19 protein-coding genes and 7 pseudogenes are annotated in these 26,114 nt (G+C 70.0%); 18 read left to right on the forward strand and 8 right to left on the reverse strand.

What is annotated here, in order from left to right:
- The first annotated feature begins 10 nt into the window (after positions 1-10).
- On the forward strand, positions 11-1,192 hold the full coding sequence (locus PBV52_RS02860; RefSeq protein WP_274236668.1) for a sensor histidine kinase: 1,182 nt from the start codon (positions 11-13) through the stop codon (positions 1,190-1,192).
- A 23-nt stretch (positions 1,193-1,215) separates the two neighbouring features.
- Entirely contained in the window at positions 1,216-1,893 is a 678-nt protein-coding gene (locus tag PBV52_RS02865; protein ID WP_274236669.1) for a response regulator transcription factor, read from the forward strand.
- Between the two features lie 81 nt (positions 1,894-1,974).
- Here PBV52_RS02865 and PBV52_RS02870 read toward each other — a convergent pair whose 3' ends face one another.
- Positions 1,975-2,142, reverse strand: a complete 168-nt coding sequence (locus PBV52_RS02870; RefSeq protein WP_274236670.1) for a hypothetical protein — start codon at positions 2,140-2,142, stop codon at positions 1,975-1,977.
- Positions 2,143-2,316: 174 nt separating this feature from the next.
- Between PBV52_RS02870 and PBV52_RS02875 the strand changes: the two are divergent.
- The 5 genes and pseudogenes from PBV52_RS02875 (at position 2,317) to PBV52_RS02895 (ending at position 9,332) form a co-directional block, all read left to right on the forward strand.
- Positions 2,317-3,100: pseudogene (locus PBV52_RS02875) on the forward strand (LysR family transcriptional regulator).
- Between the two features lie 72 nt (positions 3,101-3,172).
- Positions 3,173-3,589: pseudogene (locus tag PBV52_RS02880) on the forward strand (isocitrate/isopropylmalate family dehydrogenase); the annotation flags it as partial.
- Positions 3,590-3,792: 203 nt separating this feature from the next.
- A pseudogene (locus tag PBV52_RS02885) lies at positions 3,793-4,590 on the forward strand (IS5 family transposase).
- Between the two features lie 371 nt (positions 4,591-4,961).
- Positions 4,962-5,169 (forward strand): annotated as a pseudogene (locus tag PBV52_RS02890) (LUD domain-containing protein); the annotation flags it as partial.
- Positions 5,170-5,609: 440 nt separating this feature from the next.
- Positions 5,610-9,332 (forward strand): helix-turn-helix domain-containing protein, encoded by a 3,723-nt coding sequence (locus tag PBV52_RS02895; protein ID WP_274236672.1) that lies wholly within the window; start codon positions 5,610-5,612, stop codon positions 9,330-9,332.
- A 491-nt stretch (positions 9,333-9,823) separates the two neighbouring features.
- Here the strand turns inward: PBV52_RS02895 and PBV52_RS02900 are convergent, their stop codons facing one another.
- Positions 9,824-10,162: a hypothetical protein gene (locus PBV52_RS02900; RefSeq protein WP_274236673.1), complete on the reverse strand. Its 339-nt coding sequence runs from the start codon at positions 10,160-10,162 to the stop codon at positions 9,824-9,826.
- A gap of 93 nt (positions 10,163-10,255) precedes the next feature.
- Here PBV52_RS02900 and PBV52_RS02905 point away from each other — a divergent pair.
- The 8 genes and pseudogenes from PBV52_RS02905 to PBV52_RS02935 all read left to right on the forward strand — a co-directional run.
- Positions 10,256-10,384 (forward strand): annotated as a pseudogene (locus PBV52_RS02905) (carbonic anhydrase); the annotation flags it as partial.
- Positions 10,385-10,454: 70 nt separating this feature from the next.
- Positions 10,455-10,700, forward strand: coding sequence for a hypothetical protein (locus PBV52_RS02910; RefSeq protein ID WP_274250010.1), 246 nt, complete (start codon positions 10,455-10,457; stop codon positions 10,698-10,700).
- Positions 10,701-10,918: 218 nt separating this feature from the next.
- Positions 10,919-12,196 carry a glycosyltransferase gene (locus tag PBV52_RS02915; protein ID WP_274249243.1) on the forward strand — a complete coding sequence of 426 codons (1,278 nt, stop codon included), beginning with the start codon at positions 10,919-10,921 and terminating at the stop codon, positions 12,194-12,196.
- Positions 12,197-12,210: 14 nt separating this feature from the next.
- Positions 12,211-13,590 carry a hypothetical protein gene (locus PBV52_RS02920; protein ID WP_274236674.1) on the forward strand — a complete coding sequence of 460 codons (1,380 nt, stop codon included), beginning with the start codon at positions 12,211-12,213 and terminating at the stop codon, positions 13,588-13,590.
- Positions 13,591-13,792: 202 nt separating this feature from the next.
- A complete protein-coding gene (locus PBV52_RS51575; protein ID WP_373921816.1) occupies positions 13,793-13,960 on the forward strand; it encodes a hypothetical protein in 168 nt (55 codons plus the stop codon).
- A 29-nt stretch (positions 13,961-13,989) separates the two neighbouring features.
- Positions 13,990-14,268, forward strand: coding sequence for a hypothetical protein (locus PBV52_RS51580; RefSeq protein ID WP_373921817.1), 279 nt, complete (start codon positions 13,990-13,992; stop codon positions 14,266-14,268).
- A gap of 154 nt (positions 14,269-14,422) precedes the next feature.
- A complete protein-coding gene (locus tag PBV52_RS02930; protein ID WP_274236675.1) occupies positions 14,423-15,184 on the forward strand; it encodes a ribosome-inactivating family protein in 762 nt (253 codons plus the stop codon).
- Positions 15,185-15,395: 211 nt separating this feature from the next.
- Positions 15,396-15,884, forward strand: a complete 489-nt coding sequence (locus PBV52_RS02935; protein WP_274236676.1) for an Lrp/AsnC family transcriptional regulator — start codon at positions 15,396-15,398, stop codon at positions 15,882-15,884.
- Positions 15,885-16,402: 518 nt separating this feature from the next.
- Here PBV52_RS02935 and PBV52_RS02940 read toward each other — a convergent pair.
- From PBV52_RS02940 to PBV52_RS02965, 6 genes and pseudogenes are all read right to left on the reverse strand, one after another.
- The gene (locus PBV52_RS02940) at positions 16,403-17,293 is read right to left on the reverse strand and encodes an ester cyclase (protein ID WP_274236677.1); all 891 of its coding nucleotides are present in this window, start codon (positions 17,291-17,293) and stop codon (positions 16,403-16,405) included.
- 30 nt (positions 17,294-17,323) lie between these two features.
- Positions 17,324-17,455 carry a protein-arginine deiminase family protein gene (locus PBV52_RS02945; RefSeq protein WP_274236678.1) on the reverse strand — a complete coding sequence of 44 codons (132 nt, stop codon included), beginning with the start codon at positions 17,453-17,455 and terminating at the stop codon, positions 17,324-17,326.
- A 70-nt stretch (positions 17,456-17,525) separates the two neighbouring features.
- Positions 17,526-17,966, reverse strand: a complete 441-nt coding sequence (locus tag PBV52_RS02950) for a PPC domain-containing protein (RefSeq protein ID WP_274236679.1) — start codon at positions 17,964-17,966, stop codon at positions 17,526-17,528.
- A gap of 56 nt (positions 17,967-18,022) precedes the next feature.
- Positions 18,023-19,015 (reverse strand): annotated as a pseudogene (locus PBV52_RS02955) (serine protease); the annotation flags it as partial.
- 568 nt (positions 19,016-19,583) lie between these two features.
- A complete protein-coding gene (locus PBV52_RS02960; RefSeq protein ID WP_306801417.1) occupies positions 19,584-20,885 on the reverse strand; it encodes a PHB depolymerase family esterase in 1,302 nt (433 codons plus the stop codon).
- 1,022 nt (positions 20,886-21,907) lie between these two features.
- Positions 21,908-22,208, reverse strand: a pseudogene (locus PBV52_RS02965) (PadR family transcriptional regulator); the annotation flags it as partial.
- Positions 22,209-22,534: 326 nt separating this feature from the next.
- Here PBV52_RS02965 and PBV52_RS02970 point away from each other — a divergent pair.
- From PBV52_RS02970 to PBV52_RS02980, 3 genes are read left to right on the forward strand one after another with little or no spacing between them, the layout of a single operon-like run.
- Positions 22,535-23,059: a PadR family transcriptional regulator gene (locus tag PBV52_RS02970; protein WP_274236681.1), complete on the forward strand. Its 525-nt coding sequence runs from the start codon at positions 22,535-22,537 to the stop codon at positions 23,057-23,059.
- On the forward strand, positions 23,056-23,751 hold the full coding sequence (locus PBV52_RS02975) for an ABC transporter ATP-binding protein (protein ID WP_274236682.1): 696 nt from the start codon (positions 23,056-23,058) through the stop codon (positions 23,749-23,751). Before PBV52_RS02970 ends, PBV52_RS02975 begins: the two co-directional genes overlap by 4 nt.
- Entirely contained in the window at positions 23,748-26,102 is a 2,355-nt protein-coding gene (locus PBV52_RS02980) for an ABC transporter permease (RefSeq protein ID WP_274236683.1), read from the forward strand. Before PBV52_RS02975 ends, PBV52_RS02980 begins: the two co-directional genes overlap by 4 nt.
- Positions 26,103-26,114 lie beyond the last annotated feature (12 nt).

Consider the following 26,114-nt stretch of genomic DNA (forward strand, 5'->3'; position numbering starts at 1 on the left):
GAGTGAGGGAATGGAACTGCCCATGGTGTGGCGCCAGTGGCTGGCTCGTCATGACCGGATCAGAGACGCGCTGCCCGCCGTTCCGCTGATCGTGATCGCCGCGGCGGCGACCGCCGTCGGCCCGTCCCACTGGCACGAGCCGCGGTGGGACGAGGTGGTGTGGACGGCGCTGTCGTCCGTGCCGCTGGCCTTCCGGAGCCTCTGGCCCCTGGGCGTCGCCCTCTTCACCCTGGCCGGCGACCTCACACTGATGGCCGTCGCCTCGCACATCTCGCCGACCCCGGCGGCGAGTTTCGTCGCCCTGTACACCCTCGCCCTCCACGGCAGCCGGCGCACCGCGTGGATCGTCGGCTCCGTGGCGGCCGTGGCGATCACCGGTGTCTACGCCGCGACCCACGCGCAGTCCGTGGTGGGGGGTCCCGGCCTGCTGCGGTTCGACCTCGCGATCGCGGCCACCGCGCTCGGCCGTACCGTCCTCAACCGCCGCCAGAACCTCGCGGCGGCCAGGGAACGCGTGGAACACGCCGAACGCACGCGGGAGGAAGAGGCCCGGCGCCGGGTCACCGAGGAACGCGTGCGCATCGCGCGCGACCTGCACGACGTGGTCGCCCACCACATCACCCTGGTCAACGCCCAGGCGGGGGTGGCCCACCACCTCATGCGCGCCAACCCGGAACAGGCCTACGCGGCACTGGCCCACATCAAGGACAACAGCCGCGCCGCGCTCGACGAACTGCGCGCCACCGTCGGTCTGCTGCGTCAGCCCGACGACGCGCCCGGCTCTCGTGCCCCCATCGCGACCCTGGCCGATCTCGACGCCCTGGTCAGCGGGTTCCGGGCGAGCGGCATGCCCGTGTCGGTGGCCCGGGCCGGCGATCCGTCGCCAGTGGCACCCGCGACCGAGCTGACCGCCTACCGGATCATCCAGGAAGCACTCACCAACACGCACAAGCACGCCTCCGCGACCCGGACCGCGGTGGTGCTGGACTACGGGGTGCACTCGCTCCGGATCACCGTCACCGACGACGGGCGGCCGGGCGCGCCCAAGGGCGCGGGAACCGGCCACGGGCTGATCGGGATGCGCGAACGGGCCACCGCCATCGGCGGTACCGTGACCGCTGGGCCGCGACCCGAGGGGGGCTTCCAGGTCGTCGCCGACCTGCCGCTCTCGCTCGCCCCCACCACTGTCTGACCCCACGTGAGAAAAGATCACCCATGGCCATTCGCGTCCTGCTCGCCGACGACCAGGCCCTGCTCCGGGGCACGTTCCGGCTCCTCATCGACGCACAGTCGGACATGGAGGTCGTCGGGGAGGCCTCCAACGGGCGGGAGGCGGTGCGGCTGGCCCGGTCCGAGCGTGCCGACGTCGTGGTCATGGACATCCGGATGCCCGAGCTGGACGGCATCGAGGCCACCCGGCTGATCGCTCAGGACGAGGACCTGGCTGGAGTCAAGGTCCTCGTCCTGACCACCTTCGAGGAGGACGACCTCGTCGTAGAGGCCCTCCGGGCCGGCGCTAGCGGCTTCCTGGGCAAGGGGGTCGAACCGGCGCATCTTCTCGACGCCGTCCGGCTCGTGGCCGCCGGCGAGGCGTTGCTCTCCCCGGCAGCCACCAAGGGCCTCATCGCCCGCGTCCTGGCCCACCCTGCCCCCGGCGACCTCGTCGACCCCCGCAGGCTGGCCACTCTGACTCCCCGGGAACAGGAAGTGCTGACCCTGGTGGGCTCCGGCCTGGCCAACGACGAGATCGCCGAACGCCTCTTCGTCACCCCGGTCACCGTCAAGACCCACGCCAACCGGGCCATGGCCAAGCTCGGCGCCCGCGACCGGGCTCAGCTGGTCGTCATCGCGTACGAGACCGGCTTGGTGCGCGCGGCAGAACGACCGGGCTGAGGTGCGGGCCGGGCATGGCCGACGGCCTGGCCGCACCGCGCGCACGTGGGCCGGTCCTCCGCCAACCCCCGCCCGCCTGCCTCATTTCTGCTGCGCGGCGGCGAGCGCCGCCTCGGCCTTCTTGCGATAGACGGCGAGTTCCTCGGCAGGGGCGACGATCTGGTGGCTACGGGACCTGACGGACACGTCGTGGTCACCCGCGGCCCTGCGCAGGGCGCCCACGGTGGCCTCTTCCCCAGGTTTGGCCAAGGAGGGCATAGAGACGCCCAGCGCATCAATGAGGCGGTCCCGCGACCGAATCATCCGCGGCCTGGCTCGGTCCTGGTCCGTTGTACACAGTGCGAGCCGCCCGCCAGAGACTGACGGCAAGGGACGACCCTCACCCCTGCCCGCATCACCGTGCACCGAGGAGAGTATGCAGGCATGGACATCCGCCAACTGGAGTACTTTCTCGCGATCGTGGATCACGGCGGCTTCAACCGGGCGGCGTCTGCCCTGTACCTCTCGTAGCCGTCGCTCTCCCAGGCCGTGCAGGCCCTGGTGCGGGACCTGGGCAGCAGTCTGTTCTACCGGATCGGCCGCCGAGCCGTGCTGACCGAGGCGGGGACGGCGTTGATCGAGCCGGCCCGGGCGGCCGTACGCAGCCTGGAGACGGCCCGCGCAAGCGTCGCAGCCGTACACGAGCTGCGCGAGGGACGGCTGGACATCGCCGCGATGCCGTCCCATGCGGTGGAGCCACTGACCACCATGATCCGTGCGTTCAGTAGCCGGTATCCCGGGGCTCGGTGAACATCCGGGCCGCCTTCACCTCCCGCGATGTCGTCGACATGGTGCGCGGCCCGTTCCCCGCGGGCCGTCCGGTCGCCTGCGAGAAGCTGGCCGGGCGGCGGCGATCGTAGGCCAGCGAGGCACCGGCATGCGCGCGTACGTGGACGGCCCGCGCGAGCACGGCATGGCCTTCATCATCGCGGCGGAGACCGAGCACCGGGTGGCGATCCTCCCGCTGGTCCTCGCGGGAGTCGGGCTGGCCGTGGTCACCGAGTCCTGGCGCGCCACCGCAGAGCGGGCCGGCGCACTGGTCCTGGACATAGAACCGAGAACAACCCTGCGCATAGCGCTGGTCAGCCGCCGCACCGACCAGTCTCCAGCCGCACGCACCTTCCTGACCTGCGCGCTCGATGCCGTCAAGGACGAGGAGAGCGCCTGATGGGCCGGCCCTGTAAGGCAGATCGACAGAACGTCTTGGACTGCCTCGCGACCCGATTGCTGCAATCGACGCATGACCGACCACCCCATAGCGCTCATCCCCGGCGACGGCATCGGCGCCGAAGTACTGCCTCCCGCCCAGCAGGTCCTGGACACCGTCGGAGCCCGCCACGGCTTCGGCTTCTCGTACACCTCCTACGACTGGTCCTGCGAGCGGTACGTCCGCGAGGGCGCGATGATGCCCGAGGACGGGCTCGACCAGCTGCGTAACAAGGACGCGATCCTGCTCGGCGCGGTGGGCTACCCGGGAGTGCCGGACCACGTCTCGCTGTGGGGGCTGCTGATCCCGATCCGCCGCGGCTTCCGCCAGTACGTCAACCTGCGGCCGATCCGTGTCTTCGAGGGCGTCGCCAGCCCGCTGCGCGCAGCCGCGGCCGGTGACGTGGACTTCGTCGTTGTAAGAGGTTGTTTTCATCTACAGTACGGTGATAGATCCATTTTTGTGCAGGACGGTGATCTGGTGCCGATGAGGGTGCTGAACCGGTCGTGTTTGGCGGTGCAGATGGTGTGACGTGCGGGGGCGGTGTTGGCTTGCGCCTGTTTCATTCCTGGACGCCCCCGTCTGTGCCGTGCTTCCGCGGGGCAGGATGCACGCCTGGGCGCACGCCCCCAACCCAGCGGCACGCCCAGGTCATGACGGAACGTCGCGCATACCCGAGTGATCTGTCCGACGCCCGCTGGGAGTTGATCGAGCCGGTACTGTCCACCTGGCGCTGCGAACGCCGGGGCCGGGCCCTGGACTTCGGCCGGCCACCCCGGCACGACCTGCGCGAGATCATGAACGCGATCCTCTACGTGGACCGCACCGGCTGCCAGTGGGCCTACCTCCCGCACGACTTCCCGCCCCACCAGACGGTCTACGGCTACTTCGCCAAATTACAGACCGACGGCATCTTCGCCCAGCTCAACGGCCTCTTACGGGAGCTGGTGCGCCGGCAGTAGGGCAAACACCGCCACCCCTCGGCCTGCGTGATCGACGCCCAGAGCGTCAAGACCTCCACCTCTGTTCCCGCCAGGACGCAGGGCATCGATGCGGGCAAGAAGATCGTGGGCCGCAAGCGCAGCATCATCACCGACACCCTCGGCCTGCTGCTGGCGGTGCTGGTCACCGCGGCCCGTGTCCAGGACTCCACCGCCGGCCGCGCCCTGCTCGAGCATGCCGCCGCCCTCGGCGTCGACCTCGAAATCGCCCAACGCGCCCCCGGGACAAGGGGGTTCACCCCGATCCCGAAACGCTAGGCCGTGGAGCGGACTTACGGCTGGCTCATGCTGCACCGCCGCCTGGTCCGCGACTACGAAACCCACCCGCACCGCTCCGAAGCCATGATCCACCTGGCCATGACCGACCTCATGGCCCGCCGCCTCACCGGCGAGGCCACCACCTCCTGGCGCGACCCGACATCAACGGATGAAATCCGCATCTCGGGATGAAACAACAGGAGAAAACGACCTCTAAGTCCAGGTTCACGACTGAAGGCTTCCGCAGCCCGTAGCACCTGCCACGTGCGCGCTCGATGGTGCCCGAACGCACCGGCACATGGCCCCGGATACTCCGGAAATGAGCAGGTGTTTCACGTACGGCGAGCATGGAGAACGGCCAGTGCGGCTGCGGCGCAGATGGTCATGGTGGCGCCCATGGAGACTGCGGTGAACTGGCCGGGCAGGCTCATGGCGGAGGCGGCGAGGCCCCCGACGAGGAATTGCAGCAGCCCTTGTCGGATCCGCGAGGGGCCGCGTGCGCAGCATGTCCGGGCCCGACCCCCGAGCGGCGGGACGGCCGTCCACTCCGGAAGCACCACCACGGCCCCGGCCAGGGGCGCAGGGCCCTGACCCTGCTGCCGGACCAGCACATCTGCGTGGACCGGGCGGACCAGATCGCCCCCGATGTGCCTGAGGCGCTGAGCCGGCTCGACCCTTTACCGGCCGCTGCCGCTCATCTCCGGGCCCCCGGCGACCAGCGACATCGTCCTCGACCGTGTCGAGGACGTGCACGGGCCACGGGCCCTGGAAGACGGAGCCGCTGGTTGTTGCCGCCGCGGTGAGCCCACTGATCCACGAAGGTGCGCGGCTCGTACGTCCGGCGGGATGCGCGTGGAGGGCCAGGATTCGGCCGTCATCGAGAGCGGTCACTGCCGTCGGGATCGTTTGCTTTCGGTGACGAGAGCTCCGTACGGGGTCCGTCGTGACGACGTGTGATGGGGCCGTGGTTCTGGTTCTCCTGGTTGTCAGGTGTTCGCTCGGCAATGAGAGCGCCAAGGCGGGACCGAGCCCGGCAACCCGGGAGTTGTCAGCCATCCTCCTCTCATCAGGGAAAACAAACCCAGCACCGCTGGTACGAACAACTTCTCCGGCGAACATCACATTCGGAAAGGGTTCTCGCCCGAGGGGGACGAAAAGTACCTTGTGCTGCTGATCAGCATGTTCTTCTTGTATGCGAAAGAGGCTTCGCCATGGGGCGCCCCGAACTACCGGTCGATGCGGCGGCCGGTCCCGTGCAGCGACTCGCCCACGATCTTCGGGAACTGCGCCGCTCGGCGGGTGGAGTGTCGTACCGGGCCATGGCGAAGAAGGCCGGCTTCTCGGTGACGACCCTGGCGAAAGCGGCGAGCGGCGAGCGGCTGCCGTCGTTGGCCGTGCTCCGGGCGTACGTCCAGGCATGCGGCGTCGACCCCGTTCCGTGGGAGGCACGGTGGGCGGAGGCCGAGGCGCTGGCCGGGGAGGAGAGGCAGGAGGATGCCGACGCCGCACCGCCCTACCTTGGCCTCGCGCGCTTCGAGCCGGACGACCGTGAGCTGTTCTTCGGCCGGGACCGACTGATCGACGAGCTGAGCGAGCTGGGGTACGGGTCCCCGTTCGCCGTCGTGTTCGGGGCGTCCGGCAGCGGCAAATCCTCCCTGCTGCGGGCCGGTCTGATCCCCCTGCTGCGGGAGAAGATCGCGCAGCAGGGACGTACGGCGGTGCTTCGCATCCTCACTCCGGGAGCCCGGCCCGCCACCACCTACGGACATCTGCTGACGCCGACGGCCGACGAGCCGGAGAGCTGGGTGGTGGTGGATCAGTTCGAGGAGGTCTTCACCCTCTGCCGCGAACGCGCCGAGCGGGACCGCTTCCTCGACCTTCTGCTCGCCGCGCGCGACCCGGGAAGCCGACTGCGCGTGCTCATAGCCGTACGGTCCGACTTCTATGCGCGGTGCGCCGAGCACCCGCGACTGGCGGAGGCACTGCACGGGAGCGGGCTCCTGGTCAGGCCGATGACCGCCGACGAACTGCGCGAGGCGGTGATCGGTCCCGCGCAGGCGGCCGGGCTCATCGTGGAGCGGACCCTGACCGCACGGATCGTCGAGGACGTGCTCGACGAGCCCGGCGGACTGCCGATGCTGTCCCACGCCCTGTTGGAGACCTGGCGGCGGCGCAAGGGACGGATGCTGACCCTGGCCGCGTACGAAGCGGCCGGCGGGGTACGCGGCGCGATCGCGGCCAGCGCCGAGGAGGCGTACGGGGAACTCTCACCGGCGCAGGCGCACGCTGCCCGGCACCTGCTCCTGCGGATGGTGGAGCCCGGCCAGGGCAACGCCGACACGCGCCGCCCGCTGAGCTGGGAGGAAATGGCCGGGTGGGAGGACCCCGAAGTGCGGGCCGTCGCCGGGCGGTTGACCCGGGCCCGGCTGCTGACCACCGACGACGACGGAGTGCAGCTCGCCCACGAGGCACTCATCACCTGCTGGCCGCGGCTGCGCGAGTGGATCGACGCGGACCGGGAGCGGCTGCGCCACCACCGGCAGCTGACCGACGCCGCCCGCACCTGGCTGGAGCACGACCGCGACCCGGGCACGCTCTACCGGGGCACCCGCCTGGCGCGGGCCGAGGAGCTGTTCGCGGGCGACGACCGCGGCTACGACGGTCTGACGTCCGAGGAGACGGCCTTCCTGGTCACCGCGGCGGAGCAGCGGGCGACGGAGGAGCGGGCCGCCACCCGGGCCCGGCGCCGCAGCCGCACGCTCACGGCCTCGCTCTGTGCCGTGCTGGCGGTGGCCCTGGTCGTCGGCCTGACCGCCGTACGACTGCGTCAGGACAGCGAGAAGCAGACCACCGACACGGCTGCCCGCCGGGTGGCCGCGGTCGCCGAGGCGCTGCGTACCACCGACCCGCGCACAGCGATGCTGCTCGGCGTCGCCGCATGGCGCATTTCTCCGCTTCCGGAGTCCCGCCGCGCCCTGCTGGGCGCGCTGGCCCAGCCCGAACTGGGCAACTTCACCGACCCGGCTCCCGGTGACGAACCGAACCGGTACCTCGACAGCTCCGGGCGCACTCTGCTCAGCATCGGCGACAACACCTGGCGGACGTGGGATGTGGGCACCCACCGCCGTATCGCCTCGGGGCCGGTACCTCACGGGGCGATACTCGGCGCGGGTCCGGGCGGCCGGGTGCTCGTCATCCAGACCGCCCAGCAGACCCAGCGGCTGTGGGACACCCGAACGAGGCGCTGGATCGGGGGCCCATTGCCGTTCAGGGACACCGTGACCTTCGGGGCGAGTGGCCGCAATTACCTGGTGAGGAGCCCGGACGACGACCGGGCCGGGCTCTACTCCGTCACCGACGGCCATCTGGTCTTCCGGACCCCGTCGGCCGGCCGGGGGGAGCTCGCCCACGCGGCGGCCGACGACCGGCTGCTGGCCGTCTGCCCGCCCGGCCGGGCCCCGCAGGTCTGGGACACCTCCACGCGCAGCGTCCGCTCCGGTGGCTGGACGAGCGCTCGCGGCGTCTGTGGTGACGGCGCCTTCCTGGGCCTCACCGGCGGCCGGCTCCTCGCTCTCGCCGGGGACCGGGTGCGTGTATGGGACACCGCGTCGGGACGAGAGCTCGCCAACGTCGCCCACCAGGGTGCCGATTCCGCCGTCGTGAGCGCGGACGGCTCGTTTCTGGCGACCGGCGGCGGCCAGGAGATCCGAGTGTGGCGTCTGCCCAGCGGCGGCGCCCCCGTTTTCCGGCACTCCTTGGACAACGAGACGCTCTCCGATCTCGCCTGGGACTCCTCACGGCCCCTGCTGCGGTACCTCGAAGGGGGCACGGTCCACACCCTCGACCTCACCACGACGCTCACCCGCGCCTGGCGCACGAGTCCGCTCACCGGGGTCCGGCTCAGCCCCGACGGCAGGACGCTCGCCACCGCCGAACGTATCGGCGACCGCCACGTCTTCCGGCTGCGGAGCACACGCGACGGCCGTCTGCTGCGCACCCTGCCGGACCCGTCTCATCCCGCCTTCCGCACCGGCACACCGACGGTCCCCGCGGACGTCACCGAGCCCTTGCTGTCCTTCAGCCCCGACGGCGGCGTGTTCGCGTACGGAGTCTCCGCCGTCGGCTGGGACACGGTGCCTCAGCGTCTGACGGTGTGGGACGTGGCCGCCGGACGGGCGAAGACCACTGTGGACCTGGCGACGGCGTCCGCGATGGCGCCGGACGCGATCGCCCTGGGACCGGGCGGTCGTACGCTCCTCACCGCACGTCTGACCGACGACGGCATCGTCAACGAGACATGGGACACCACGCAGCGGCGAAGGACGGCGCTCCTCCCCGGCCCGGCCGGCCGGCATCTGGCCGTCAGCCGAGACGGCGGGCTCCTCGTGACCGACAACCGCGTCGTCCGAGCGGGCCGGTCCCACGCCCATGACCTCGTCCAGCACGACGACATCGCAGCCCTCGCCTTCGCTCCCGACGGCTCCGGCCTGGCGGCCGGCGACAGTACGGGGCGGGTGGCCGTCTGGGACGGCGACCTCCGGCACCGAGCGGGCATCCTGAGGAACGTCTTTCTGGCGCCCGTCGATCCGTCCTCCGACTCGGCCGAGACGATCACGGCCCTCGCATTCAGTCCGGACGGCAGCACGCTCGCCGTGGGCGGCGACGCGGGCACCGTCCAACTCTGGGACATCTCGACCCAGCAACCTCTCGGTCCTTCTCTGCCCAGCGCCGGTGAGAGCGTCGACACGCTCGCCTTCAGCCCGGACAGCACCATGCTGTACGCCGGCGGCAAGCACGTCCCGCTCCAGCGATACGTCGTGGATCCTGACCGAGCGGTGTCCCTTGTCTGCTCCCGTGCCGGGAACGCGGAGCTGACCCGGGCGCAGTGGCGCACCTATGTTCCGGACCGTCCGTACATGCGGGTCTGCCCCTGACCGTCTCGGTGGATCATGAAAGTGGCCGGGGCGGCAGTGCGATCCAGCCCCGGGACTCGCGCCAGTACGGCGCGAACCAGTACCCGCCCGCCTACCTTCCTTGCTGCTTCCGCTGACGTGGTGGTGGCGCCGGCGGTCCTGCCCACCTCCCACGGCAGCACGCTCGCCGTGGGCGGCGACGCGGCAGGCTGCTGCCCCGGCCGAGGGGGAAGTCCGGACCAGGGCAGCGACGGGTCGATCGTCAAGGGCCCGGGAGTTGTCCCTCCAACCATCCAGAGCGTGCGGCGGCGGACGCCTGGTCGCCGGAGCCGAGAACCGTACGCGGGCGCCGGGCAAGCAATCTCCAGGGGCGTCCCGGTAGAGGCAGAAGCCTCTGACGCCGGCCAGTCCGGAACCGCCCACCGAATTGTCTGACCTGGCAAAAGGGACGTGCCAAACAACCTTCCGGTTGCGAGCGTCGGTGCGGCAAGGCCGGATTCCGGCACCCTGAGTCACCCGGAGAAGAGCACATGCCTTCCACCGGCGCGATGACGCTCCCCGAATCGGAAGCGCCTCAACAGCCGCCGCCGCGACGCCGCACCCGCAAGATCACCGTCGGCGGTCAGTACCCCGCACCCGCAGCGCAGGGCCATACTCACCGGAGGGCCGCTGGCCTCCGCGCCCCTGATCACCGGACGTTCGTCGAAGACGGCCGACACGAAGGCCTCGGCCGCGACGGCGGGGGCCACGGCGAGCGCCTCGGCATCCGCGAGTGCGGCCGCAGTCCCGGGCTCCCCCTGGTCGGCGTTCGCGCGGCTGATGGAGGGCAACAAGCGCTGGGTGGACGGCACGCTCCAGCCCCCCGACCGGGACCCCGAGCGCCGACAGTTCGTCGCCCCAAGCAGGACCCCTACGGCGTGATCCTGTCCTGCATCGACTCCCAGGTGCCACCGGAGCTCCTCTTCGACACCGGCCTCGGCGACCTGTTCTTGCTGCGTACAGGCCGCGCCTTCGTGGGACCCCTCGTGACCGGTTCCGTCGAGTACGGCCCCCTGACCTCCGGCACCCCGCTGATCGTCGTTCTCGGACACCAGCGCTGCGGCGCCATCAAGGCCGCGTACAGGGCGATGAAGGCCGGCGAGATTGCCCGGCAACCTTCAGGCCGTCGCCGACGCTCTGAAGCCGGCCTACGACGAGGCACTCAAGGACAAGCACCCCGATCCGGTCGACGCCATGATCCGCATGCACACCAAGAAGACCTCCGCGGCCCTGCGCTCCAACCAGGACCTCGCCCCCCTCGTGAAGAAGGGCGACCTATCCGTGGTCACCGCCTACCACTCACTCGACACCGGCCGCGTAGAAGTCCTCACCGGAGCACCCTCCGCCTGAAGATCGCGAGACCGGGCCCGCGCAAGGCGCCGCCGCCGGCCACCCGGATCGGTCGCCGGCCGTGTCGGGCTCGAACCGATCCCCGCGGAGCCTGCGCAGAACGCGGGCGGCAGGGCCCGCCTCCGCCGGCTCCGGCCGGCACGGGTGCGGTCGCCTCGCCGAAGGCGAACACAGTGACACTGACCAGCCACATCACAGGGAATCGGGGGACGCCGCACGTGCGCATCGCCTTCCTGCTGCACAACGCCTACGCGATGGGCGGCACCGTACGGACGACCATGACACTCGCCGACACGCTCGCCGGGCGATACCAGGTGGAACTCGTGTCCGTCTTCCGGCACCGCGAGACACCACAACTGGGGCGGTCGCCGGAGGTACCGCTGCGGGCCCTGGTGGACCGGCGCAAGGGATCCGAGGACGCGGCGGACCCCCTCGCCCAGCGGGCCGGGGAGGTCTTCCCGAAGGGAGACAGCCGCTCGCACCTGTACCACCGGCTCGCCGAGCAGCGGGTCATCGACTGGCTGCGGGAGACGGACGCCGACGTCATCGTGGGCACCAGGGCCGGGCTCAACGCGCTGCTGGCCCGGTTCGGGCCACGACATGCCGTACGCGTCGGCCAGGAGCACCTCACCCACGACAACCACCCGCACCGTCTGCGGACGGAACTCCAGCGCTGGTACGGCGGTCTCGACGCGCTGGTCACCATGACCGAGGCCGACGCGCGCGACCACCGGCGCGGCATGCGGCTGCCGCGCACCCGGGTGCTGGCCATCCCCAACAGCGTCCCCGAACCCCCGGTGCCGCCGGCCGACGCGGCGGCCAAGGTCGTCGTCGCGGCGGGACGGCTGGCCCGCGTCAAGCGGTACGAGATGCTGGTCGACGCGTTCGCCCTGACCGGTGCGGCCTGCCCGGACTGGTCCCTGCGCATCTACGGGGACGGCCCGGAGCGCCCCCGGATAGCCCACCGGATAGCCCACCACGGCCTGGGTGACCGGGTCTTCCTGATGGGTTCGGTCACGCCCATCGAGGCCGAGTGGGTCAAGGGCTCCATCGCCGCGGTGACCTCCGCGCACGAGTCGTTCGGAATGACGATCGTGGAGGCCATGCGCTGCGGCCTGCCCGTGGTGAGCACCGACTGCCCCCACGGGCCCGGCGAGATCATCCGCCACGGTGTGGACGGCTGTCTCGTCCCGCGCGACAGCACCCGGGGCGTGGCCGACGCGCTGCTGGCACTGATGCGGGACGACGGACGGCGTGCGGAGATGGGCAGGGCCGCCCGGGCCAGTGCGGCGAAACGATTCACCCCGGATGGCATCGCCGACCGCTACGAGCGCCTGTTCAGCACACTGGTGGAGGAGCGGGCCGGGCGCGCCGCTCCTCCACCGCCCGGCCCGGCCGACTGGCGCGACCGTGCCACCGTGCTCGCCGCCACGGCAGGCATCCTCGCCCGCGCAGCGGTGCGCCGCGGGCGGCGCAAGCTGGGCCGGGTCGGATGAACGCGGATCGCACAGTGGCCTCGGCACAGCGGATGCTGTGGATCGTGGTCGCCGGTCTCTGTCTGCTGTCGGCCGTCCTCGTACCGCTCACACTGCCGCTCGGCTGGGACGAGCTCGTGTACGCCAGCCGCTTCGGGCCGTACGGTCCCGCGACCCCGTTCAGCGCGCCGCGTACCCGCGGGGTCCCCCTGCTGCTTGCTCCGATCGCCTCCTGGAGCGACTCCACGGTGCTGCTCAGGGTGTGGCTGCTCCTGCTGGCCGGCGGTGCGCTCTGGCTGGGATTCCGGCCCTGGCTGCGCATCGTGCACCGCCCGGCGACGGTGTGGGTGGCGGCCGGGCTGTACGGCAGCCTGTGGATCACTTTGTTCTACGCCGGTTCCGCGATGCCGAACCACTACACCGCGATGGGTGCCACCGCCGCGGTGGGCTGTTTCCTCGCGCCGCGTCCCCGGTACGCGGGTGTCGCGGCAGGCCTGGCGGTGGTGACCCTGATGCGGCCCAACGACGGTGTGGCCGTCGCCGCGCCGCTGCTCCTGGCCGCCGTACTGATGCCCGCACTGCGCGGCCACGGCCGCCTCCGGGGACGTCTGTCGGCCGTGGCGGCCGGACTCGTGGCGGGTGCGCTGCCCTGGGTCGTCGAGGCCGAGGGGCGGTTCGGCGGGGTGCGGAACCGGCTCGCGGAGGCCGACGAGGTCCAGGGCGGCCTGCGGGCCGTCTTCTCCCTGCGCGCCCATCTCACCGCGCTGGACGGCCCGCTGCTGTGCCGTCCCTGCACGGGCGACACCGTATCGCTGCCCGTGACGGAGTGGTGGGTGCTGCTGCCGCTGCTGGTCGGCCTGGGGCTGTGGGCGGAGCGCCGGGCGCGCCGGTCCGCTGCGCCGCTGTGGCTGTCCGTGGCGGTGGCGGTGGCCACGGCGGCGCCGTATCTCTTCGTTGTCCCCTACGCCGCGCCGCGGTTCCTCCTGCCGGCCTACGCCCTGCTGGCGCTCCCTGCCGCCGTCGGGCTCCTCGCCGTCGTCCACCGGGCCCGCACCCGCCGTTCACTGCCGACGGCCGCGGTGCTCGCCCTGGCACTCCTCGGGCACTGGGGCATCCAGATCGGGCTCGTCCACACACATGCGGGCATCCAGCAGCGGGCCCGCGGAGACTGGGTCCGGATCGCCTCCGTGCTGCGCGAGCACGGGGTGCACCCGCCGTGTGTCCTCGCGGGGAACACTTCGACGATTCCCATCGCCCACACCGCGGGCTGCACTGTCTCGGAGACGGATCCCCCGGCGCACCCCAGTGCGCTGGTCCTTCGCGAGCGGAAGCCGCCGCGCTGGGCGCGCGACTGGCAACGCTTTCCGGTGCCGGACACCTACAACCCCGGATGGACCGTCGTCGTGCGTCCATGACGGCCGACTGCGCGCCTCAGGGCCGGCAGGGCGATACGGCCCCCGAGGTCCACTGCGGCGCCGCCGGCTCCCGAGGCGCCACCGCCCCGGCCGTGTCCTTTGGCCGGCTGATCCCTCTCAGCGTCCACTGGGACGAACTGGACGCGCTCGGCATGCTGCACACTCCCGATACCCGCTACCCGCTACCCGCTACCCGCTGCTCGTGGAGCGCGCGTGGCTCGACCTTTGGCAGCAGGACGTTTTCCGCCCCGACGGCAGTGACGCTTTCCACGTGGTCACGGAACTGCGGGTCCCCTGCGAGGTGCCGGTCACCGGTCCCGGTTCGTACGCCGTCCATCTGTGGCTGGAGCGGCTGGCACCGCCAGTCTGACCTGTGCTTCCGCTGCTGCGGGGCTGACGGTGGCCCCACCCCCGCCCACGGCGCTCTACGAAGACCAGCCGCTCCAGCGCCGGTTCCGGGACTCGGACGCCATCACCGCCCACATCCAGGTGAGCCCTGCGACGTGGGAGACGACCGGACGGATCCTCCTGGGGCGCTTAAGGAAACGTGCGCGGGGCGAGCGCGCGGGGCGAGGGCTTCGGCCCCGGCGCGAAGAGGCGGGCGGGGCGTCGAGCAGGTTGCCGGGCAGCCGCCGTACGCCGGTGGCGTCCTGCACCAGCGTGTCGCCCGCAAGGTAGAGGCGTGGAGCGACGACAGCGTTACGTCCGGACAAGTAATGTGGAACTAGATCCTCCGGAATTGTCTGCGGCGGCAAAAGGGGCCTGCCAAACAACCTCCCGGCTGTGAGCGTCGGTCGTGACATCGCTGCACGTCGAACAACCGGAGCACACCATGCCCACCAGCGTCCTGATCGCGGTCGCCTTGTCCGTCCTTCTCGGAATCCTGGTGTTCTTCACACAGCCCAGGGACACCGAGACATCCGCCTCGACGGCGGCGGACCATGTGACGATCAACGCCGAGACCGTCGCCGACAAGAAACACGTCGACTTCCCACAGGTCCCCTGGAACATCAACCGCGGCTCGGGCGCCTATCTGACAATGCTCGACCAGCTGCGCAACCTCGCCGAGACCTCGGCCAACGGCCGCGTCATGCCCAACGTCGACACCGAGGTGAACGTCGCCATCACCGGCAACACGGAGAGCCAGAGTTTCGCCGACATCGTGATCAGCAGCGGCAACCACACCCCCGCGGTGCATGCGATCGTACGGCTCAGCGACTTCTGCGTCGTGCGGTTCTTCTCCAGCGACACCCCGCACCACTTCGTCCTGAACCTCGCCTCCGACGTCCCCAACCATGGGGACGCCGACGACAACTGGTTCCTCGGCAAGGAGGGCTACGACGCCCTCGCCCGCGTCGCGAACCAGTCGCTGACCGCCGTCAACCTGAACGAGTTCAGCCTTGAGAACAGCCTCAGGGACCTCGGCATCCGCGGCACCGACCGCACCGCCCAGGCGCGCGGCATGCTGCGCTACATCATCGCCATCACCGAGGCCTCCCGGTTCCGCCCCATCGCCAACCGCATCGCGAACGGCATGGACAACGGGTCCGACGTCTTCGTCACCGCACAGCAGGTCGGCCTGATACGTCACTAGGCCGGCATCAGCGATGTCTTCATCGGCCACACCAACCGCACCGACCTCTCCACCAGCACCAGCGTCCCCAGCAACACCATCGCGGACGTCCGCGTCGCCGCGGAGCGTGACCAGGATGCGTCACCAAGCCCGGCACGCGATGGCGTAAGCAGTGCCCAGACGGCTCTGTGGCGGAGGATTGTTCGTCGAAGTGGCCGTTATGTCGCATTTCATGCCACGACCCTTGTACGACCGTATCGACCGGGCGATCCTGGACCACCTCCAGCGCCAGGGACGCACCCCCAACGTCGACCTCGCCGAGGCCGTACGCCTGTCACCCTCGTCCTGCCTGCGCCGCACCAAGGCGCTGGAGGAGGACGGGGTCCTGGCCGGCTACCGGGCCGATCTGGACCGCGAGCGTCTCGGCCTCGGGCTGACGGTGTTCCTCTCCCTCAAGGTCGAGCACTCCCGCACCACCTCCCAGGTGGTCGAAGAGGCACTGAAGGCGATCGACCACGTGGTCGCCTGCCATGTGGTCTCCGGCGACGCCGACTTCCTCGTCGAGCTGGCCGTGCCGGACCTGCGCACCTTCGAAAAGGTGCTCACCGACCAGATCCTGGCCATCGGTCCCGTTCGCGACGCCCGCAGCACCTTCTGCATCCGCACCGTCATCGACCGCGGCCCGCTCCCCCTCGACTCCTGGCCCACCCCGCGCGCATGACCGGACGACACGGCTTCATCCACTTGAGGAACACCGCGATTCCGCGGAGCGGGCTCAGGAGGAGGCGGAGCGCGATGCCGCCATTGCTCAGTTGCCCGAACTGAGGCGGCAGATGACCAGCGTTCACCTGGAGTCCTTTCCCGCGGCGCATCCGCCCGTCATCCCAGACGCTCCCCAACTGAGCCTGTCCTGGGCGCTCGCCGAAGCCCGGACGTTCCATCTGCAGGGCGTGGGGCGGCTGGCCCGCGCGGAGAGGGCTGCGGCCAGAAGACGGGCGGAATCGAGCGGGCAACAGCGGGGAACCACGGTGAAAGCAGCCGAGGCCGACAGAGCAGCGGCCAAGCTGTTCGCCCAGGTCAGCGCCCAAACAAGCCCCAAATGCCCGCAGCTTCCCAAGCTGAGAGCGCGAGTTCGATTCTCGTCACCCGCTCCATGATGAAACCCCAGGTCAGCAACCTGGGGTTGGTTGGTTATCTAGTCCAATTCTAGGGGAGTGCCCTCCGCGTGAACCGACCGGGCTACTGCCCGTCGGCGACGACGTCCCAGTGCTCGATGATCTTTCCGTCGGCCACCCGGAAGATGTCCGCGACGACGTAGTCGGAGCTGAAGACCCACACCAGGTCCCCGTCGGCGAGGGTGTTGCCGAACCGGGTCCCGCCGCCTCCGGTACTGCTGGGCGAGGGGGAGCTCTGCGTGTTCTGCTGGAAGAACCGCTTCAGCGGGGCCGTTCCGTTCGGGGCGATCGGGTTGTGCTGGTAGTACCGGGGATCCCAGCTCTTGTCGATCACGGTCGCGTCACCGTCGGAGAGCTTGCGGTACGCGTCGACGGCGAACTTCCGGTTCTTCTCCTCCTGTTCCTCGGACAGGGTCGGTTCCCCGTTCGGGTACCGGTACACGTCGCTGAACAGCGAGTTCCCGCTGGCCGTCTTCTTCGGCACGGTCTGCGTGATGCCCCAGTGCTCGACCAGCTTGCCGTTGTCGACCCGGAACAGGTCGGCCTTGGCCTGGCCGGTCGCCTCGTTCTTCGGGGTGGCCGACGCCTGCCAGTGCACGGCCACCAGGTCACCGTCGGCGGCCACGTGCTTGACGGTCGCCACCGCACCGGGAATCTTCGCCTTGACGTCCTTGAACTGCTTGACCTGCCCGTCGGCCCCGCCGGGCACCGCCTTGTCGTGCTGCACGTAGTCGGTGCCGACGAGTTCCTTCACCACGTCGGTCCTGTTCTTGTTGAACGCCTCCGAGTACAGGCGCAGAACGAGCGCCTTGTTCCGCTCCTCGGAGGCCGACGCCGAGCGGGCCGCGGCGGACGTCGTCGACGGGGTGGCCGGGTCGGTGCCGGACGTGCTGCTGCAGGCGGTCGCGAAGCAGGCCACGGCAGCGAGCCAGGGCAGGGTCTTGCGGTATCTCACTTGAGTCTCCTGTGTACGGTCAGTCCGGTTCTACTTCGGGGAGTTCCACCAGGGGGTGCCGGCGGCGCGGATCGTGTGGGTGCCGCAGTGCACCTCGCCGCCGAAGACGTGGTGGGTACGCCAGTCGTCCAGGCCGACTGCCAGGTCGCGGTCAGTGCGCACGCGGTCCCCGACACTGCCTCGGGGCGGATGTCCGAGGTGCCGGACACCCGCTCCTACCGCGTCATGCGACTTACTGCGTAACCTTCTCGATGGTCACGTCGCCCACACCCAAAGTCATGCCGCGCGTGTGCACCAGCCGTATCCTTCCGACGAGTTCGCGGCCCTCGGCCACGGCCCTCCCGGCGGTGACGCTCGCCGACACCTTCACCGAGTCGCCCGTGCCGAGCCTGACCGGCGACGACTCGTCCACGGCGACCTTGCCGAGCGCGGAGGAGAAGAAGACGTCCCGGTGGTCGTACGAGGTCGAGCCCGAGGGCACGGCGTAGGCGAGGACCTCGACGGTGTACATACCGGCCGCGGGGTTCGCGAGTGAGACGGACTCGTCGGAGTCAGGGTCGGCGGACTGGCCGACGACCTTGCCCTGGGCGTCGTAAACCGTCAGGTCGAGGTCGGCGGCCGCGTCTGAGACCTCGCCGATGGCGACGTCCAGCGACGTGGTGCCCTCGGCCACCTCGATCGTGCTCTTCTGCGTGGCGCCGTTGGCGATGGTCGGCCGCGCGGTCTTCGAGTGTCGTCGGTGAAGTCGCCGTTGTCGTCGACATCGACGGTGACCGTGCCGGCGGCCGGGTCGTACAGGACACCCCAGTCGTCGGTGGTGTCGCCGTCGCGGTTGACGTCACCGTCGGAGCGGCCTGGCCTGTCCGTGACCTTGCCCTGCACGGTGACGGACTCACGGAAGACGCTGACCCGGTACGAGCCCTCGGGGGCCTTCCAGCTCGTGCCGCCGAAGGTGAAGGCCGGCCCGGAGACCGAGGTGGTCATCGGGCGCCAGGTGCCGTCGCCGTCGGTGACCGGGTCCGTGACGGTCACCCAGTCGACGATCTTGCGCTCACCGGTCGTCGTCTTCTGCAACGCGGGAGTGGCGAGGTCGACACCCGTGTCAAGGACCCCGATGGTGATGCCCCGGCCGTCCGCCTTCGGGTTCTTCTTCACGAAGTCGACGGCACCCGTCTCGGACGGGTTGCAGGGGTTCCTCGCGGGCGTGTCGGCGCCCGGGCCGAGGTAAGTGGCCGCGGAGGCACTCGACTTGCCCTTTTCGAGACTCGGCTCCTCCATGGGGATTTCGTCGCGCAGGTCGATGGCCTGCACGGAGGACAGCCTCGCGGCGGCGGCGATGGCCGACTCCGCCTTGCCGGTGGGAACCGTGGCCCGTACGTAACCGAGCTTGTCGTACGTACGGCCCACGGAGCCGCCCTTGACCGCGTCGAGCTCCCGGGCGACCTTCTCGGTCTGCCCCGGCGCTGTGGCGATCATCATCGTGATGTTCCTCTCGCGGTGCGCCTTGGCCTGCGCGAGGAGATCGGCGTCGTCCGAACCGAGCTTGTCACGGGCGGACTTGATGCCGGGGTCGGTCGTGACGGCGGGGCCGTCCGTGGCGAAGGCCGCGGGTATGGGGCCGGTCGCGGCGAGCGCGGCGACGAGACCCGCGGCCACGGCGATACGGGCGACGCGTCTCGCGCCCGAAATCGGGGCCGGGTGGGGGGTGGGGGCATGCGTGATCCCTGGTGCAGAAGGAACGTAGGCATGGGCCGCCGGATCAGGCACTCCGAGCCACTTCGACCGCCGCCGTCCGGGCATGAAGCCGGATGATCGCCAGCCTTGCACAAGAGACCGATTTTATTGAGAGTTCACGTATCGCGATCGCGACCCTGACACAAACATTCCACACACCATCGGGCTGCCCCAGGCGGCTGCGTCGCCAGAGCGAGTCTCCGAGAGCGGGGCTGCGCCGCACAGATGAAGCAGTTCACGAATGCAGGCGTGCGCAGCCCTTCACCGGCAGCTCCCCCCGCACACCGCTTGGCTCCCACGGGGCGTCATGAGGACACCCACAGCCGTAGGAGCTGCCACGTACTGCCACGCCGAGCTCGGCGAGCAAGCCCCGGATCCGGTCCTCGATCGCCGGACGATGTCAGCGAGTGGCGTGGAGGCGGGTGGTGTGCCGGGGCGGGTCGCTCGTCTGCCCGCGGGGCGTGCGGGGAGGAGGGCGGTATCGGGGGTGTGAGCTTGAGGGCTTCTCGAAACCGAGTGTGGTTTCGAGAAGCCCTCTCAGTCCTGGGCGGTGGTGTCAGCCGAGGCGCCACTGCTGGTTACTGCCGCCGTTGCAGTCCCACAGTCCGACCAGTGCGCCGTTGGCGGTGGAGGCACCGGTCACATCCAGGCACAGGCCCGACTGGACGCTGGTGACGGTGCCGTTGGAGTTGAGGTTCCATTGCTGGTTGGTGCCGCCGTTGCAGTCCCAGATCGCGACTTTGGCGCCGGCCGCGGTGCCGGTCGCGTCGAGGCACTTCGCACCGCCGTAGACGGTGAGCTGCTTGGCCGACGTGCTGGTCCAGGTCTGGTTCGTGCCGCCGTTGCAGTCCCAGATCTGCGTCTGGGTGCCGTTGGTCTGCGAAAGGCCGGGCACGTCAAGGCACTTGCCCGAACCGGTGGCGTGGACCGGACCCGTGGTGGTCCCGCCGGTACCGCCGGAGCCGTCGAGTCCGAAGAAGGCGATGGCCCGGGCCGCCATGCCGCTGGCGGGCAGGGAGTGCCCGGCACCCTGGATGCTGATCGCCTCGACCGGTGCCTGCGCGCCGGCGGAGCCGTAGCGGGTGCGGGTCCAGTTGGACTGCGGGGAGTCGGTGAAGACCGGGGTCTGGCTCACCCCGAGCACATTGGTCCACTGCTTGATCTCTTCACCGAAGTTCGGGTAGCGCAGCGCTTCGTCCTCGGTGCCGTGCCACAGCTGCATCCGCGGCCGGGGGCCGGTGTACCCCGGGTAGGCGTTCCGGACGAGGTCGCCCCACTCCTGCGGGGTCTTGGTGATCTTGCCGGTGGCGCAGTCGGTGTTCCAGCCGGAGCCGTCGGTGGTGGCGAAGCAGCCGAACGGCACGCCCATGAACGCCGCACCGGCCTTGAACAGGTCGGGGTAGTCGCCGAGCAGGACATTGGTCGTCATCGCGCCGGACGAGGCGCCGGTGACGTAGACGCGGCCCGCGTCGGCGTTCATGTTCTGCACGGTGTACCGGACCATCTGGGCGATGCTCGTGGGGTCGCTGCCCCCGTCATGCTTGAGCGCCTGGGGCGAGGAGACGTCGAAGCACTGCCCGCTGACGTTCGCGTCCGGATAGACGACGATGAAGCCGTACTGGTCGGCCAGGCGGGCGAACTCCGTGTTGGAGTGGAAGGTGGGCCCCGTGCCGGTGCAGTAGTGCACTGCCACCAGCACCGCCGGGCGTGCCGGAGCGTTGTCGGGCTTGTAGACGTACATCCGCAGGTTTCCGGGGTTGCTGCCGAAGTCGGTCACCTCGGTCAGTGACGCGGCCGACGCGGTGGTGGCCGAGGTGCCGGTCAGTACGAGCGCCCCGATCAGCGGCGAGATCGCCATCAGCAGGGCTGCCAGTGCATCTCTGACACTTCTCTTTTTGGACTTCCGGGACATTGAGGTGTCCTTTCTGGAATCCGGCGCGGCCGGGGGGATGACCGTTGGTGAAGCGCTTCGACGCTCCCATTGGCCCGGATGTGGTGTCAATGCCTGGTGGGAAGCAAGGTCGCGTTGCCTTCATGCCTCTTGTTTCACCAGAGACCTCTCATTGACTTGAGCCGTGAGGTGAAGCGCTTCGACAAACGAGTCGGCCTGGTCTACACGCTCTACAAATCGTGGGGGTACGAGGACATCGGCAGAGCCATCCGTCACCGGCCTCGCCGGTCCTCACTGTGATGGTCTGCGCCTGTCACTGGCCGACACCCGCGACGGCCCGCCAGTACCGGGCGACGCGGCCTGGACACGGCGCCCGGTTCGAGCGGTTGCCGCCGGGAGCGTCAGGATGCTGTGCGCGTTCGCAGTTTGAGCTGGTAGGACTATCGTTTTCGACAGACTCCGCACTTATCGAGTCTTACGTGCTCGTTCGAATATATCCAAGCCTCTTGGCAATGAAATACCCAAGACCGAAGGTGCCGCCGAATGCGCTCACAGCGGCCATTGCCGTCGTCCTGAGGCTCGTACCCACGAGGGTTAGCACCAGCTCAGACATCAGTGTCACGCATGTCGACGTGAAAAGGATGACCCCGATGGCAAACCTGCGGATTTCGACGTCTTCCGATTCACCTTGTGGAGTTTTATTTGCTGGAGGCGTCTGACCGGTTCCCATTACAGGCGGCGTCTGATTTTTCACTCAATTTGCTCTCTGGTTGCGGGTGGCGCGCTGCTCGCCACCTTCGTTCCGACGCCCCCGTCGCAGACCACGTGAGGTCTTCCTCCTCGGGCGCCTCCGGCCTGTGGAAGTAGCGGCCGAGCCAAGGCGTCGAGATCGCTCGCCGGGCGCAACATCGCTCCGTGGCCCCTGGCCGCCGATGGCGGACATCGGCCGGTTCGGCCGTACGAACCGTCGGCGTCACGGTGGGTCCGTAGCGCGTACAGAGCGTCAACTGCAGGTACGGCTCGGGCTTCTCCGGCGTAGTCAGCCACCGCTCCATGCCGGTGATCCCGGCTTCCCTAATGGCGTCCCGCTTACGCTCGGGACCGCTGCCGGCCTCGATCCCGTCGACTTCGACGAGGCCGTTCTTCAGCAGCCAGGACACGGTGGAGCAGACCTGGCCGTAGTGCAGTGGCCGGTCGTGACCGAACTTTTCGTCAAAGGCCCGCTTGAGGTCGTAACCGTGATCGGGGTCCGGACTCCAGGAGCCCCAGGAGTGTGTAGCTGATGGACATGCACCGCACTCTACACGCGATGTATACCCTGCATGTATACATCGAGTGCTGAGCTCGCAGGGAGCATGGCCGCGCAGGCGGGGCCGGTTTCCACGGCTAGCTGCAGCGCCTGCCGCTGGGTTCCAGTACCGGGTCCGGATCGACAGGCGTATGCGTCGGCGCCGGCAGCTTGGACCAAGGCGGGCACCCGGCCTCCGCCCGAAGAGGTGGGCCCGTCGTATCAGAACCGTGACAAAGGCCCCCCACCTGTACGGGCATACCCCACGCCATGATCTAAACACTGCGCGTATACATGCCACGTATACATGGTGTGTAGAGTGCCGGGCATGTCCATCGGTAATACCCTTCTGGGGCTCCTGGAGTCCGGTCCGCGGCACGGTTACGACCTGAAGCGGGCCTTTGACGAGAAGTTCGGTCATGACCGGCCGCTGCACTACGGCCAGGTCTACGCGACGATGTCCCGGCTGCTGAAGAACGGCCTCGTCGAAGTCGACGGCGTCGAGTCGGGCGGTGGGCCCGAGCGCAAGCGGTACGCGATAACGGACGCCGGGATCACCGATGTCGAGCGCTGGCTCGCGACGCCGGAGAAGCCCGAGCCGTACCTGCAGTCGTTGCTGTACAGCAAGGTCGTCCTCGCGCTGCTGACGCACCGGGACGCCGCCGGCGTCCTCGACACGCAGCGCTCCGAGCACCTGCGCAGCATGCGGATCCTGACCGACCGCAAGCACAAGGGCGACCTCGCCGACCAGCTGATCTGCGACCACGCCCTGTTCCACCTCGAAGCGGACCTGCGCTGGCTGGAGCTGACCGCCGCGCGTCTGGACAAGCTCGCCGAGGCGGTGACCGCATGACCCGTGTTCCTCCTCCCGGTTCCCTGCTCGCCGCCCAGGACCTGCGCAAGGCGTACGGGCCGACCACCGCGCTCGACAACGCCGACTTCTCCATCCACCCCGGTGAGGTCGTCGCCGTGATGGGGCCCTCCGGGTCCGGCAAGTCGACACTGCTGCACTGCCTCGCCGGGATCGTGCCCCCCGACTCCGGGTCCATCACCTACAACGGGCGTGAGCTGGCCACCATGAACGACGCCCAGCGCAGTGCGTTGCGCCGCTCCGAGTTCGGCTTCGTCTTCCAGTTCGGTCAGCTGGTGCCCGAGCTCACCTGTGTGGAGAACGTGGCGCTGCCGCTGCGGCTGAACGGCACCTCTCGCAAGGAGGCCGAGCGGGCCGCGCTCCGGTGGATGGAGCGGCTGGAGGTCGACGACCTGCGCAAGAAGCGGCCCGGCGAGGTCTCCGGCGGCCAGGGCCAGCGGGTGGCCGTGGCCCGGGCGCTGGTCACCAACCCGCGGGTGCTGTTCGCCGACGAGCCGACCGGCGCGCTCGACTCCCTCAACGGCGAGCGCGTGATGGGGCTGTTCACCGAGGCGGCCCGCTCCACCAACGCGGCCGTCGTGCTCGTCACGCACGAGGCGCGGGTCGCCGCCTACTCCGACCGCGAGGTCGTCGTACGCGACGGCAGGTCCCGGGACATGGAGCGCGCCATATGAGTGGACGGCAGTGGTCCAGGGACCTGGCCATGGGGGCCCGGTTCGCCTTCACCGGCGGGCGGGACGGGTGGGCGCGGATGCTGCTCACCGCCGTCGGCGTGGGGCTCGGTGTGGCACTGCTGCTGCTCGCCACCGCGCTGCCGAACGCGCTGGCCGTCCGGCACGACCGGGAGGACGCGCGCACCGACCTCACGTTCGGAACGCAGCGCGCGCTCGGCGAGTCGCCGCTGCGGAAGGCGGACGACACGCTGCTGGTCGGCTGGGCCGGGACGACCTTCCGCGACAAGGAGGTGCGCGGCCGGTCGTTGCAGCCCGAGGGGCCGAAGGCGCCCCTGCCGCCGGGGATCTCGCGGTTCCCGGGGGCGGGCGAGATGGTGGTCTCCCCCGCGCTGAAGCGGCTGCTGGCCTCCGGCGAGGGGAAGATGCTGCGGGAGCGGCTGCCGGAGCGGATCGTCGGCACCATCGCCGAGCCCGGGCTGATCGGTGCCCAGGAGCTCGCCTTCTACCGCGGCGCCGACAACCTCGTGGTCAAGGAGAACAGCGGCGAGGTCGAGCGCATCGACCGATTCGGCACAGGGTACAAGACCCCGGAGAAAACGGACCCCGTCCTGGTCCTGCTCGCCCTCGTGGTGTTCCTGGTGCTGCTGCTGCCGGTCGGTGTGTTCATCGCCGCGGCCGTGCGGTTCGGCGGCGAGCGCCGCGACCGGCGACTCGCGGCCCTTCGGCTGGTGGGCTCGGACAGCCGGATGACCCGGCGGATCGCCGCCGGCGAAGCCTTCGCCGGCGCCGTGGCCGGCCTGGCCATCGGCACGGTCTTCTTCCTGCTCATCCGGGGACTCTCCGGGTCCGTGGACCTGTTCGATGTGAGCGTGTTCCCCAGCTATCTGACCCCCTCCCCCCTGCTCGCCCTGCTGGTCGCGGTCGCGGTCCCGGCGGCCGCCGTGCTGGTGACGCTATTCGCGCTGCGGAGTGTGGTGATCGAGCCGCTCGGCGTGGTGCGCACCGCGCAGCCCCCGCGGCGCCGGCTGTGGTGGCGGCTGCTGCTGCCGCTGGGCGGGATCGGCATGCTCTACCCGATGATCGGCAAGGACCGGTACGGCAAGGACTTCAACCAGTACCAGGTCACCGGTGGCGTCCTGCTGCTGCTCGTCGGGGTGACCGCGCTGCTGCCGTGGGTCGTGGAGACGGTCGTGAACCGGCTCGGCTCCGGCGGGGTCGCCTGGCAACTGGCCATCCGCCGACTTCAGTTGAGCAGCGGCACGGCCGCCCGCATGGTCAACGGCATCGCGGTCGCGGTGGCGGGCGCCATCGCCCTGCAGATGCTGTTCTCCGGGCTGCAGGGCCAGTACACCAAGCACACCACCAACGACGTCACCCGGGCCCAGATGCACGCGGACCTATGGGACAAGGTCCCGCTCGCCCAAGCTGCGGCCGGCTTCAAGGCGACCAAGGGTGTCGCGAAGGTCTACGCCTTCGACGAGGGCGTCGTCGGCAACCGGCGCAAGGCCGCCGACAACCAGGACTACGCCAATGTCACCATCGCCGACTGTGCGTCCCTGCGCACGGCGGCTTCCCTCCCCTCCTGCAAGGACGGTGACTCCTTCGTCCTCCGGGGTGGCGAGGCAGACGAGGAGGTGGCGCCCGGCATGTCCAAGCCCGGCAGCACGCTCTGGTTCGACACCACCGACGGATCCGGTGCCAAGCGGACGCCCTGGACCGTGCCGGCGGACCTGAAGCAGGCACGGGCGATCGCGGACCCGTCCGGGAACAAACGCAGTGGCCTGCTGCTGACGCCGGGCGCCCTGCGCCCGGGCGCCACACCTGCCCTCCACGGGCAGATCTACCTCGCGCTCGACCAGAAGCTGGCGGACGCACCCGACTACGCGCGGAACACGGCCCGCCGTCTCGGCCTGACCGGCGACCCGGTCATGCTGGTGTCCAGCAAGAGCAACGACACCTACGCCTCCATCCGCACCGGCCTGTTCGTCGGCGCCGCCTGCGTACTGGCGCTGATCGGCGCGAGTCTGCTGGTCTCGCAGCTGGAGCAGCTGCGCGAGCGCCGCAAGCTGCTGTCGTCGCTGATCGCCTTCGGCACCCGGCGCCGCACACTGACCCTGTCCGTGCTGTGGCAGACGGCAATCCCGATCGGCCTCGGCCTGGCACTGGCCACGGCGATCGGACTGACACTGGGCGCGGCACTGCTGAAGATGGCGGCCAAACCGGTGGGCGTGGACTGGGCGAGCGTACTGTCGATGACCGGCATCGCCACCGCCGTCGTCCTGCTGGTGACCATGCTCAGCCTGCCGCCGCTGCTACGGCTGATGCGGCCGGACGGGCTGCGCACCGAGTAAGACCACCGAAGG

This window comes from Streptomyces sp. T12 (genome assembly GCF_028736035.1).
GTDB lineage: Bacteria > Actinomycetota > Actinomycetes > Streptomycetales > Streptomycetaceae > Streptomyces.